Annotated in this window: 10 protein-coding genes; all 10 read right to left on the bottom strand. The window is 68.3% G+C overall.

The genetic code is table 11. From position 1 onward, the window contains the following. Window positions 1–2 precede the first annotated feature (2 nt). Genes QFZ46_RS11160 through QFZ46_RS11115 form a run of 10 tightly spaced genes read right to left on the bottom strand, consistent with a single transcriptional unit; the run spans window position 3 to window position 11,661 of the window. On the bottom strand, window positions 3–335 hold the full coding sequence (locus QFZ46_RS11160; protein ID WP_307361380.1) for a hypothetical protein: 333 nt from the start codon (window positions 333–335) through the stop codon (window positions 3–5). Continuing rightward, complete coding sequence (locus tag QFZ46_RS11155; RefSeq protein ID WP_307361378.1) at window positions 328–1,122, bottom strand: hypothetical protein; 795 nt, start codon at window positions 1,120–1,122, stop codon at window positions 328–330. Before QFZ46_RS11155 ends, QFZ46_RS11160 begins: the two co-directional genes overlap by 8 nt. Then, window positions 1,115–1,843 carry a hypothetical protein gene (locus QFZ46_RS11150; protein WP_307361376.1) on the bottom strand — a complete coding sequence of 243 codons (729 nt, stop codon included), beginning with the start codon at window positions 1,841–1,843 and terminating at the stop codon, window positions 1,115–1,117. The genes QFZ46_RS11155 and QFZ46_RS11150 overlap by 8 nt, the downstream gene beginning before the upstream one ends. Then, a complete protein-coding gene (locus QFZ46_RS11145; RefSeq protein ID WP_307361373.1) occupies window positions 1,840–3,489 on the bottom strand; it encodes a serine/threonine-protein kinase in 1,650 nt (549 codons plus the stop codon). Before QFZ46_RS11145 ends, QFZ46_RS11150 begins: the two co-directional genes overlap by 4 nt. After that, entirely contained in the window at window positions 3,486–4,847 is a 1,362-nt protein-coding gene (locus QFZ46_RS11140) for an FHA domain-containing protein (RefSeq protein ID WP_307361371.1), read from the bottom strand. Before QFZ46_RS11140 ends, QFZ46_RS11145 begins: the two co-directional genes overlap by 4 nt. Next, window positions 4,847–5,662, bottom strand: a complete 816-nt coding sequence (locus QFZ46_RS11135; protein ID WP_307361368.1) for a PP2C family protein-serine/threonine phosphatase — start codon at window positions 5,660–5,662, stop codon at window positions 4,847–4,849. Before QFZ46_RS11135 ends, QFZ46_RS11140 begins: the two co-directional genes overlap by 1 nt. Beyond that, a complete protein-coding gene (locus QFZ46_RS11130; RefSeq protein ID WP_307361365.1) occupies window positions 5,659–7,032 on the bottom strand; it encodes an RDD family protein in 1,374 nt (457 codons plus the stop codon). Before QFZ46_RS11130 ends, QFZ46_RS11135 begins: the two co-directional genes overlap by 4 nt. Next, window positions 7,029–9,434, bottom strand: a complete 2,406-nt coding sequence (locus QFZ46_RS11125) for a transglutaminase-like domain-containing protein (protein ID WP_307361362.1) — start codon at window positions 9,432–9,434, stop codon at window positions 7,029–7,031. Before QFZ46_RS11125 ends, QFZ46_RS11130 begins: the two co-directional genes overlap by 4 nt. Next, window positions 9,431–10,690: a DUF58 domain-containing protein gene (locus tag QFZ46_RS11120; protein ID WP_307361359.1), complete on the bottom strand. Its 1,260-nt coding sequence runs from the start codon at window positions 10,688–10,690 to the stop codon at window positions 9,431–9,433. The genes QFZ46_RS11125 and QFZ46_RS11120 overlap by 4 nt, the downstream gene beginning before the upstream one ends. Continuing rightward, the gene (locus QFZ46_RS11115; protein ID WP_307361356.1) at window positions 10,690–11,661 is read right to left on the bottom strand and encodes an AAA family ATPase; all 972 of its coding nucleotides are present in this window, start codon (window positions 11,659–11,661) and stop codon (window positions 10,690–10,692) included. Before QFZ46_RS11115 ends, QFZ46_RS11120 begins: the two co-directional genes overlap by 1 nt. Window positions 11,662–11,682 lie beyond the last annotated feature (21 nt).

The following is an 11,682-nucleotide window of genomic DNA, read 5'->3' as shown; positions in this document are numbered from 1 at the left end:
CATCACCAGCGCGGCAGACCCTGGCACGCGGCGGAGACCCGGTACACGCCGGTCTGCGGGTCGGCGAACGCGAGCCATACGGCCTTCTTGTCCTTGCGCTCAGCCGCCTCGATGATGCGCTTGAAGGTGGCAGGAGCAGCACCTGCCCAGTCGATGTACGCATCGTCGTCGATGCCGTAGGAGCCGAGCTCCGCGACCGCGAGCACCGACTCTGCGGCTCTGATCACATCGTCGAAGTCGTCGAGGTTGCCGATCTGCGATGCCAGCACCGATGCCGTCAGATCGACGATCGGCTGCACCATACGGTCGCAGCGCTCTGCCCGAAGGTCACTCATTCGATTCCTTTCCTGCCGTGGGGCGCTTCCCCCGCCAGATCGCCATGATCGTCGGGTGGATGACGGCCGGATCGCGCGAGACGATGATCGGCACATCGGCATCCGCCGCGCTCACCCTGGCTGCCGTGGCGAGTGCGTTGATGCTGTCGTCGTCGATCGCGTGCTGCAGCGGGATCCGCGGTCCACCCGAACCCATCGAGACGAAGAAGACGCGACCAACCGCACCGGGCGCGTGCGCACGGTGATCGCGCACCGTGCCCTCGCGGACGCCGAGAAGCATCTCGACCTGCGGGTGACCGGCCGAGAGCATGATCTTGGCGGTGAGCCGCTTGAGCCCGGAGTACTGGGCACCCCGCTCGTCGATGATGAGCCCGCCGACGATCGCCGTCCACGGGAACTCGATCCCGGCGAAGCGCATGCCGTCGCGGGACACCGCGATGTACTCCTGTGGAGAGTCGCGCACCGCGTTCAGCGCGCGACGGATGCCGGCGATCCTCGCGGTGGCCACGACGGTCACGATGAGCAGCACGGCGAGGAGGGCATACGTCAGGGCGCGTCCCGATCCCGTGGCGAGAAGCACACCGGCCACGGCGACGGCCGCGACAGCCAGCAGGAGCAGCACTGTCAGGAAGACCGTGTTCCTGGCGCGCTTTCGCCGGTTGACCTCGGTCGCCGCCGGCAGCGAGAAGACACCGCCGCCGCTGAAGAACGTCCGCCACTCCGCCGCGACCGCGGCGTCGACGGGGCGCGGGACGAGCTGCGGCCCTTCGTTCTGATCGTCAGTCATCGGCGCTCGATCCATCCGTGCGTTCCTCTTCCGTGCGCAGGTCCAGCAGCGCGAGATCGGTTCTGGTCACCAGTCGCGACGCGATGGCGTATTCCACGAGCCGCCCCCGTCGATTGGTCGCGAAGCTGCGCTGTCCGCCACGCATACCGGGCACGCCGATGCGGTCGAGCTTGTCGCAGACGTTGTCGAGCTTCCGGTTGAACCGGGTGATCGTCCAGCCCAATCGCTTCGCCGCGCTCACGGAAGTGGGGATCTCGCTCATGCCTGTGCCGTCTCGCAGCAGTTGAGGCTCGGCCAGCGCGAGGATCAGCTGGCGTTGGCTCACCGTAAGCGGGACGTCGCCGATCGTGGAGTCGCCGTCGGCGCTCTCGGGGCGGGTGGGGCGGAATGTCGGCTCGGCCGCGTGCACGACGAGCTCATACGTGGTCGGTCCGGCGGTGAACACGACCGTCGTGCGTTGGAACACCAACGGCAGGCGCGCGCCGGGGGCGAGCCAGGCCTGCACTCCGCCGGCGGAATCGGTGACCGTCGCTGTGAGCCTGCTGCCGATGTTCGACAGCCACCACAATCCGGAATCATGGCTGATCTCGAGGAAGTGGCGGTGCAGGAAGAGGTTCTCGTCGATTGCGAGATCGCCTTCGCGACCGACGGTGAAGCGTCCCTCTCCTTCGACCGGGAAGTACTCGCCCGCGAACTCGACCGTGACCTGGTCGGTGCTCATTCGACGCACCCCCGCACGGGTTCGGATGCCCTTCCGTCGCCGCGACGCAGCATCACGTCCACGCACACCTGCCCCGTCGCCGACCCCTGGAACGTCATGGTCGTCGTCTCGGTGGTCTCGGTGGCTCCGGGTCCGGCGAGATCGACGGTGTTCCACAGGTACAGGTCGCCATCCTCGGGCGCGGGGTTGCTCCAGCTGAACGTGATCGCCGTACCGGCGCGCGTGCCGGTGAGTTCTTCCACCCGCGGCACGGCGTCGGAGACCGGATCCTTCGGATCGACCACGTCCTGAGTCACGATCGGATCAGGGTCGGCTTCGCCGCCGGAGACGACGTTGATTCCGACGACCGTGCCCCCGATAAGCACCGCGGCGATCGCTGCCACCGTCACCCACAGTCCCACTCTGGATCGGCGCTTGTCCCCCGGTGCCTCCGTGCTCTCGGCGGTGGGCTCGGCTCGCGCATGCAGCACCGGCGACGCGGCCGCCGCGTCGGGAGAGAGAGTTCGCGGCGCTCGCAGCAGGGTTCGATCGTCGTCGACAGGTGCGGGGGCAGCTGCGGCCGGCGCCACCCGGAGGACTGTGTCCTCCACGGCGGAGGGCTCGATCGGTCGACTCGGGGAGAAACGCGGGCCGGACGTCGACTCGGGCGCCGGCTCCGGGTTGCTGAACGGCCTGGTCGTCGCGGACGGGCGCGTGGCGCCGGCATCCGGTTCTATGCTGACGATGTCGCGCACCCGGGTGAGACCGTCGGCCTCGTCCTCGAGATCCTCCGCGATCGGATGGTCGTCGATGATGTCGATCGGCGTGACCGAGTGGGTCAACTCGATCTGCACCTTCTGCAGCGCCCGCGCGAACGCCACCGCGCTGGGGTAGCGCGCATCCGGGTTCTTCGACATCGCCCGTTCGAGCGCCCGTTGCAGGCTCGCAGGCGAATCCGGTCGCGCCAGCGGCTGCAGCGGTGCACGCTCGATGCGCTCGATCAGGTCGGCTCCGGAGTTGCGTTCGCCAGGGCGTTCGAACGGCGAGCGACCGGCGAGCAGGGTGTAGAGCGTTGCGCCGAGTGCGAAGACATCGGAGCGCGGTCCGCTCTGCGGCGGATCGGCGAAGAACTCCGGCGGCGACCAAGGGATGGACATCCCGGTCGCCTCCGTCACCGCACCCGTCGTCGACGCGATGCCGAAGTCGGTGAGCGCCGGCCTGTTGTACTCGGTGACCAGGATGTTCGCCGGCTTGATGTCGCGGTGCAGCACGCCGGCGCGATGCGCGGTCTCGACCGCGCCTGCGACCTGGATGCCGACGCGCAATGCCTCTGCGACCGAGAACGGCTCTTTGCGGGCGCGGACCTGGAGGTTGGGCCTCGGGCAGTACTCCATCACCAGATACGGACGACCGTCGGCTGCGACACCGGCGTGATAGATCGTGACGATGGCCGGATGCGTCGACAGCATGGCCATGACGTTGGCCTCGTCTGTGAACTCCTGGGCCGCGCTGCTGGAGATCCTCTCCGCGAGCAGCACCTTCACCGCCACCTTGCGCTTGGGCATCTGCTGCTCGTAGATGAAGACATCGGCGAAGCCGCCGGTGCCCAATGGCCCGACGTAGGTGAACCCGGGGAGCTCCGGAGGCGGCGAAGGGGGTCTGCTCACGGAAGATCCTCGAACGTGACGGTCACTCCGTCACCGAGGTCGACGACGTCCGCCGAGAGTACGAGGGTCTGCTCTCCGGGGTGCAGGCGCATCGGATCGGCGCCAGGCCGCAGCAGCGTCGACCCGTTCGTGGTGTGCAGGTCGACGACGACGACCGTGTCGCCTTCCGGCCGGATCTCGAGGTGACTGCGTGAGATGTCCTGCTGCGGGCTCTCCACAGCGATCAGATGCGGCAGATCAGCGCCGCTGGCGCGCGTGGAACGCGGGCGGCGGCCGATGATCACCGTGCGGTCGAGAGTCACGACCTGACCCGTCGACACCCGCACCCTGCCGGTCCCGCCGGCGACCACGGGAAGGACAGCGGTCGGGGCGTCCGGGGCAGCGGTCGGTGCCTGCTTGCGGAGCGCACGCGCCTCGGCCACCGAGATCGTCGCCCCGTCGTGGTCGCCGTCGCCCCCGTCGGCCGGCGTCACGATACCGAAAGGAGCAGGGGGCGCCGGTGGAGCGGGGGCAGGCTGCGCGATCGCGCTGGGTGAAGCGATCGTCGCTCCGAACAGCTGCTCGAACTCGTCGATGTCTGTCGAATCCGACATCTCGGCCGGCAGCAGTGTCGCCCCGTCGACCGAGTCGTCGACCGCACCATCGACGGGAGCGGGGACCTCTGGGATCTGCTCTGTCGGAGGCTCGGTCGCAGATGCCCCGACAGCCTCTTCCGCGGTCGGCTCCTCGACCTCGGAAGGTTCCGAGGCCGGCGACTCTTCGGCTGCAGGCTGCGGAGCCGGGGGCTCTGCCTCAGGCTCCGGGGCCGGCGCGACGACGGGCACCGCAGGAGGCGTCACGAGAGGCGCAGACGTGAACGGCCCGGCCGCGCCTTCGACGACGGAGTCCGTCTTCAGTGCAGCATCCGGCTCTGCCACATCGGCCGGCTCGATCTCGGCGCTGACGTTCGCGGCACGCACGATGCCGCCCGTGATCGGCAGGGGCGCGGAGTCGTCAGCGGCCGCGCTCACGGCGATCCGATTCGCATTCGGTGCGAACCGCTCGCTCCACGTGGTGACGTTCGTGCCGGTGAAACTCTCGCTGCCGTGAGGACCCGTGATCTGGACTTCCACGTCGCCGCGCACGGCGATCCTCGCATTCGCCCCTTCCAGCACGACGGCCGCGAAGGGCAGCATCGCCGCGAATGATCCTGAAGCCTGTTCGGTGAGCGCGTCGATCACAGCCGCGAGGTCGCCACCTGCCTGCTGCCGCTCCCACAGTGTCGCGACGAGGTCCTCAGGCGCATCCGGCGAGAGTGCGATGAGCGCTCCGGGTGCCACGAGCACGTACCAGTCCCCGGGTCGGTAGGTCGTCTGCATCAGCGGATCCCTCCTGCGGCGGCCTCTCGAGGCCGGGTGTTCTCATCGAAGTCGTCGTCTGCCTGTACCTGCATGCCAGGGCGCGACGCGACGAACACCGCGTCGACGACCACGACCGTGATGTTGTCCCTGCCTCCGGCGGTGACGGCTTCGCCGACCAGCGTCGCAGCAGCCGTCTGGGGGTCGGACTCGACCGTCAGTATCTCCTGGATCTGTGCATCCGGTACCTCGGAGGAGAGCCCGTCCGAGCAGATCAGGATGCGGTCGCCCAGCTCTGCCGGGAACATCCAGAAATCGGCATCGCCGGTGCTGCCGGCACCGATGGCGCGGGTGATGATGTTGCGTCGGTGATCGGAGGCCGCATCGGCGAGGCTGAGTTCCCCGGTCTCTATGAGCTCCTGAACGACGGAGTGATCGACGCTGATCTGCTCGAGCTCACCACGCGACAGCCGATACGTGCGCGAGTCGCCGATGTTGAAGCTGAGCCAATAGCCGGTGCCATCGACATCCGCGAGAACGACACCGCTGAGCGTCGTTCCCGCACGCCCGGTGGCCATGACGGACAGCGCATCGACGGCCAGGCGCGAGCGGCTGAGAGCATCGAGCACATCGTCGAGCTCCAGGCTCTCTCGCCCGGCGAATCGCGCGAACTCCTCGACCACCGCAGCGCTTGCGCGCTCGCCCGCCTCGTGTCCCCCCATTCCGTCGGCGACGATGAAGATCGGCGCGCTCGCGAGCATCGCATCCTCGTTCAGGGAGCGGCGCATGCCGGTGTGCGTCGACGACCCGGCCGACACGATCAGTGGAGCCGTCATGCGTACCCCCCGATCGTCACGATGCGGTCACCGATCTCGATCGCATCGCCGAGGCGGATGCGCACCGCCTCACCGGGCGAGCACGGGATGCGCTCACCGTCGCGGACGATGACCGTGCCGTTCGTTGAATGCCGATCCTTCACCCAGCCGCCCGATGCCTCGGCGGCCGCCTCGAAGTGCGTCTTCGACAGCGAGAGCGTCTCGTCGCGCACGATCACCGCCACGGCGCCCTCCTCGGGCGCAGGGTTGCGGCCGAACAGGGTGCGCTGCGAGACCGTCACTCTGGTTCCGTCGTCCCAGGTGAAGACGAGACGGTGGCCGGGGATGCTGATCCGGGTGTCCTCGATGTCGCCGATCTCGTCGGACGGGGTCCGAACAGGAGACGCGGGCTGCGCAGGAGGCGCGGCAGGCGCGTGCGCCGGTGCAGCAACCGGGATCGGGGGTGCAGCAGGGGCTTCGGGGCTTCGCTCGGGCGGACCGTCCTGCGTGATGCCGGGCACGAAGGCGATCAACGAGTCCTCCCCGGTCGCCGCCACCGGTGGCTGTGCGATCGGCGGCTGGCCGGCAGGCTGCTGGCCGGCAGGCTGCTGCGGGGGGTGCGGAGCGGTCTGGGGCACATACGGTGCGGGCTGAGGCAGACGCGGCGCGGGAATCGTCTCATCGAGTGCGGGGGCGGGTTCGCCCTGGGTCGCATTCGGCCCGACGAGGGCGTCATAGGCGATCGACTCCGGCGATGAGTAGCTGGGGGCCGGCGTGAGACCGGGCACGGGTGGCACGCCGGCGGCCGATGCAGCGGCCGTCTGCGAGAAGTAGGCGGGCTCGGATGCTCCTCTGCCCGGCAGCGGCGGTACCGCGTTCGGAATCACCGGGCGCGGCGGGATGTGCATCGCCTGGGTGACGGGGGCGGCGACAGATGCAGAGCCGGTGCGGGCATCCAGCATCAGTGAGCGCGCGACCTTGTCATGCCAGCCTTGAAAACGCCCTGAGCCGTCGAACAGCGGTGTGAAGTAGCCGACGACGATGGATGCTGCGAGCCAGAAGATGACATTGCGCAGCAGTGCCCGCCCGAAACCCAGCGGAGCACCATCGGTCTCGCTGACGAGACGCAACCCCTGTGCACGCATGCCGATGGAACCGTTACGGGTCTGCATGAAGGTGTAGAAGACGAGCCAGCCGACCAGCATGAGCCAGACCACCGGACCTCCGATGGCGAGCACACCCAGCATCCCTTCCGGGCCGGCGATGGTCGCGAAGACGATGAGCAGGATTCCGAGAACGAGGCCGATTCCGGCTGCGATCGCGGCGTCTATGAGATATGCCACGGCACGCCGCGACGTCGGGGCGACCGTGCCGAACGCCAGTTGTGTCATGGGGTCTCACTCTCGGGTGCATCGGAAGTGCTGTTCTTGATGGTGCCAGGTTCTCGCCGGACGCGCGCGGCTGCCGCGGTCTTGAGTCCCTGGAATCCTGTCGAAAGGGCGGAGCCGACGAGCAGCGAACGCAGGCTCAGTCGCGCCCTGGTCCTCTTCCAGAACCCCGCTTCGCTGCCGAGTCCGACGACGATCTCGTCGACCTCCTTCCAGAAGGCGTCGACGTCTTCTGCGCTCGGGTCGCGAGGGCCGAAGACCTCGGCGTCGGCCCGATCGGCGAGTGCCGTCACGGTCGGCACGGCGAGTGAATCGGCGACGAGCACTGCCTCTTCACCACGAGTCGCACCCGGTGCGAGTCGCGCTCCGTAGTCGATCGCACGGTCCGTGAGCTCGTCCCATCCGCCGGCGATCCGGTCCGCCGTCCGTTCGGCTGTTCGACGCGACCGGCGCCTGGAGGCCTTCCACGCACCGATGACGATGAACGGCGAGGCGAGCAGGGCGATGATGGCCAGGGACAGTCCGCCGATGGCGAGGATCGCGAGGATGATGCCGCCGATGTTGAGCGACTCGTCCTCGGCCTCACGGTCGTCGGGCAGCGTCGGAGGAAGGTCGACCGGTTCCTGCGGAGGAGGCGGCGGTTGCAGCACCTGTGGCTTGGGATCGGCGCGCGGTTTGGTGTTCTGGTCGTTGGGGACCTGGTCCTCAGGGGGTGTCGGGTCGAACGGCACCCAGCCGAAACCGTCGAAGTTGACCTCGACCCAGGCGTGGATGTTGTCGCCGGTCGCCGTGAAGGCGGCCGCGCCGTCCTGCTCCTCATCGGGGTAGAAGCCCATCACGACGCGCGCAGGGATGCCGAGCTCACCGGCGAGCAGTGCCATCGTGACGGCGTACTGCTCGTCATCGCCGATCATCTGATCGCCGCCGATGAGGGTGGAGATGCGCTCCGAGGTGTGGCCGGATCGTGAGATGACCTCGCCCTGGAGTCCGTGGCTGAAGAACCCGTCTTCGGAGAGGAAGGTCGCCAGCGCCTGCACGTGCTCGATGGGCGTCTCCGCCTCCGACACGATCTCGGCGGCGAGGGCGGTGAACTCCTCCGGCACGTTGTCGTTCTTCGGCAGCCGCACAGTGCCGAACTCCGCCTCGGCGAGCTGTTCGTCGCTGTACTCGGCAGGCAGCGTCGTCTGCACGGTGTAGCTGTCGCCCTTGCGGAGGCCGGATGTGGCGACCGCGGTGCCGGATCCCGTGCTGTAGAAGGTGTCTCGGCGCAGCGCATCGGCGTCGTCCCCCGAGAACTGGAACTCGGAGACGAGACCCGCCTGCGGCACCCAGACACCCGAGTAGGCGTCGATGTCGACCTTCAGGGTCACCGGCAGGCCCTCGACGTCGGGGGACATGTTCGAGCGGATCGGAGTGAACGCACTGGATGATCCAGGCCCGCCGTCGACGACATTGATGACCTGACCGTCGAACTCATCCATGGCGGCGAGGCGGATGCGGGCACCCTCCGGAAGTCCGCGCACCGTGAACAACGTGCTCTCACCGTCGTCGCGCACGTGACCGCGGAACGACTGCAGGGCGCTGGGATAATCGCGCACGTTGAACGGTGGGATGATCGTGTCGCGCAGCACGTGACGCACTTGGGTGGGCGCGGTGAACGCGCTCGTCGACACGCCCACTCCTGCAGCGACGGCGAGCACGACCGCCCCGGAGAGCAGTCTCCTCATCCGCATGTGGTTCGCACGGGCCGGGTCGATCTCGCCCACCGACACGGCAGCATTCTGCGGGGCCCAGATCTGGCGCACCGCCAACCAGGAGATGCTCGCCAGCGCGAAGACCGTGCCCTGGATGACGGGGACCGCCGGCTCTGGAGTGCCGAGGGCGATGACGACCGCGAGCAGCAGCGCAGCCGGGATCAACGCCCATGCGGGATGAGCGAGGCGAAGGGCGAGGGATGCCGTGATCACCGCCACGATCAGCATGAGCAGGAACGGCACGATGAGGAAGCCGTCAGCGCCGGAGACCGGTGCCACGGTCGTGAGCAGCTGCTTCCAGGAGGTGATGACCCCGACCGCGAGCTGCTGCAACGTGTCGAGCGACGGGATGACGCCGACGATCGCGGTATGCGGCAGTGCGAACGCGCCACCGAAGACGAAGTACGCCAGCACGGTGAGCCCGGCGATGATGAGGATCCCCCACCGTCGCCATGCGGCGACTGCAGCGATCGCGATGCCGAGGAGGCCACCGCCGATGGCCGCGGGGAGATAGCTCGGGCCTGCGAAGGTGGGCCAGAACCCGGCCGCCGAGACCCCCAGCAGCACGATGACGGCTGCGATGTCGAGGATCCAGCGGCGCACAGGAATGGTCGACGATGCGGGGAACGCCGACGCGGCAGACGCGCTCATGCGAGAACCTTCTGAAGTGCCAGGGGAATCTGTTTCAGGGCGCCGACGCTGACGACATCGGCGTCTCCGATGCGGCGAAGGGCGGGGGCCTCGGCGGTGGCATCGGCGATGATGGCGATCACACGCGCACCGAACGGGAGCCGTGCACAGGCGAGTCGAAGGTCTTCGTTCGGCACCTTCGTGCCGCATACGAGCACCACGACGCTCGCCAACGGCATCGTGGCGGCGATCACTCCGCTGAGCTCGGAGATGCCGCCCTCGCGCGGTTTGCTGGCCTCCACGGCGGCGAGCGAATCGAGCAGCTGCTTGCCGGTGCCCGCACGCAGCTCACGCCCCTGCACACGCACGTCGACACGCTGAGAGTCGCGGATCGCACGCAGACCGACCGAGCCTGCCACCGAGATCCCGAGTTCGAAGTCCTCGGAGCTCGCATAGTCGCCGCTCGAGCGGGAGAGCCCGATGACGAAGTGCGAACGACGGGTCTCCTCGTACTGCCGCACCATCATGACCCCGGTTCGGGCCGTGGAGCGCCAGTGCACGTGACGCAGGTCGTCGCCGGGCTGGTACTCGTTGAGCGCGTGGAAGGAGACGTCGTCGCGCGAGAGATCGGCGGCGGGAAGTCCCTCGAGATCGCGGAGGAATCCGAGGGACTGGCCGTCGAACAGCACGGTCTGAGGGTGGACGAAGAGATCGACGGGGTCATCGCGCCGATGTGCGCGCTCGAACAGACCGAACGGGTCGCCGCGCACGACGCTGACCGGCCCCACTTTGACGACGCCACGGCGTTGTGTGGGGATGGCGAAGAGCTCCTCGGCCTTGTCGCCAGGCGCGAGACGCTGAATGCCGAACTCGCCGCGCCCGCTGCCGACGGGCAGCACGACGCGGGACGGCAGGATGGCGCGGTTGCCGGGGTTGGACAGCGTGAGCGCTCCGACGGCGCGTTCGCCGACGACGACCCGCGTGCGGGCGAGGTCGAGGGTGACGTCGTACTCGGTGCGTCCGATCAGGAACAATGCGCACAGCATCAGGGTGAGCGCGACGATGACGGCGGTGAGGCTCAGTTCGCTCCAGCCCAGGCTCGCGCCGAATATCCAGAACACGATCGCCATGCCCATGAGCACCCAGGCCATCGGTCGGACGACACTCGCGATCTTCTGCAGACGAGCGCCGATGCGCGCGCCGATGACCGCCAGGATGTCTCGCCATCCGGCGTCACGAGCGGTCGTGGGCGCTGCGCTCAGCGTCTCTGCGGTCATCAAGCCGCCGTTCGCGCCTGAGGTGCCGCGATCGTCTCGAGCACACGGTTGAGGACGACGTCCGCGGTGGTGCCGGCGAACTCCGCCTCGGCGTCGAGCAGCAGGCGGTGCTGCCACGCCGGAGCGACGAGCGCCTTGATGTCATCGGGCAGAACGTAGTGGCGCCCGTGGACGGCTGCCCACACCTTCGCGAGGCGGATGATCGCGATCGCACCGCGCACCGACACTCCGAGCCTCACACCGCTGTCGTGGCGAGTCGCCTCGGCGAGCTCGGCGACGTAGCGCAGGACGGCCGGTTCGACATGCGCGGTCGCCGCGAGGTCGGCCATGTCGGCGACGGCCCCGGTGGTGATCATCGCGGACAGGCTCGATGAGGGGTTGCGGTCGGATGCTCCGGCGAGGATGCTCTCGGTCACCGCGAGGTCGGGGTATCCGATGGACGTCTTGATGAGGAAGCGGTCGAGCTGCGCCTCGGGGAGCTTGTACGTTCCCGCCTGCTCGATGGGGTTCTGCGTCGCGATCACGAGGAACGGGCGGCCGGCTTCGTGCGTGACGCCGTCGACCGTGACCTTCGACTCCTCCATGACCTCGAGCAGTGCCGACTGCGTCTTCGGTGAGGCACGGTTGATCTCGTCCGCGAGCACGATCGACGAGAAGATCGGGCCCTTGTGGAACTCGAACTTGTGCGCCTGCTGGTCGTAGATCGTGACGCCCGTGACGTCGGAGGGCAGTAGGTCGGGCGTGAACTGGATGCGCGAGCTCGTGCCCTGCACCGTCGCGGCCAGCGCCTTTGCGAGGCTCGTCTTTCCCGTGCCCGGTGCGTCTTCCAGGAGCACGTGGCCCTCGGCCAGCATGGATGCCAGCACCAGGCTGACGATCTCACGCTTGCCCTGCACCGCCTTGTCGATGTTGTCGACCAGGCGGGTGAAGGTGCCCTGGAACCAGGAGGCCTGTTCGGGGGTCATGGTCATTTCAGTTCGTTCCTCTGTGTT

This window comes from Microbacterium murale, assembly GCF_030815955.1.
GTDB lineage: Bacteria > Actinomycetota > Actinomycetes > Actinomycetales > Microbacteriaceae > Microbacterium > Microbacterium murale_A.
This window is presented reverse-complemented; position numbering and strand designations above follow the sequence as displayed.

Bases quoted from the DNA above. Each gene is read 5' to 3' on its own strand.
- QFZ46_RS11130 (WP_307361365.1), bottom strand. From the start codon at position 7,032: ATGACACAACTGGCGTTCGGCACGGTCGCCCCGACGTCGCGGCGTGCC.
- QFZ46_RS11135 (WP_307361368.1), bottom strand. From the start codon at position 5,662: ATGACGGCTCCACTGATCGTGTCGGCCGGGTCGTCGACGCACACCGGC.
- QFZ46_RS11120 (WP_307361359.1), bottom strand. From the start codon at position 10,690: ATGACCGCAGAGACGCTGAGCGCAGCGCCCACGACCGCTCGTGACGCC.
- QFZ46_RS11125 (WP_307361362.1), bottom strand. From the start codon at position 9,434: ATGAGCGCGTCTGCCGCGTCGGCGTTCCCCGCATCGTCGACCATTCCT.
- QFZ46_RS11115 (WP_307361356.1), bottom strand. From the start codon at position 11,661: ATGACCATGACCCCCGAACAGGCCTCCTGGTTCCAGGGCACCTTCACC.
- QFZ46_RS11150 (WP_307361376.1), bottom strand. From the start codon at position 1,843: ATGAGCACCGACCAGGTCACGGTCGAGTTCGCGGGCGAGTACTTCCCG.
- QFZ46_RS11155 (WP_307361378.1), bottom strand. From the start codon at position 1,122: ATGACTGACGATCAGAACGAAGGGCCGCAGCTCGTCCCGCGCCCCGTC.
- QFZ46_RS11160 (WP_307361380.1), bottom strand. From the start codon at position 335: ATGAGTGACCTTCGGGCAGAGCGCTGCGACCGTATGGTGCAGCCGATC.
- QFZ46_RS11140 (WP_307361371.1), bottom strand. From the start codon at position 4,847: ATGCAGACGACCTACCGACCCGGGGACTGGTACGTGCTCGTGGCACCC.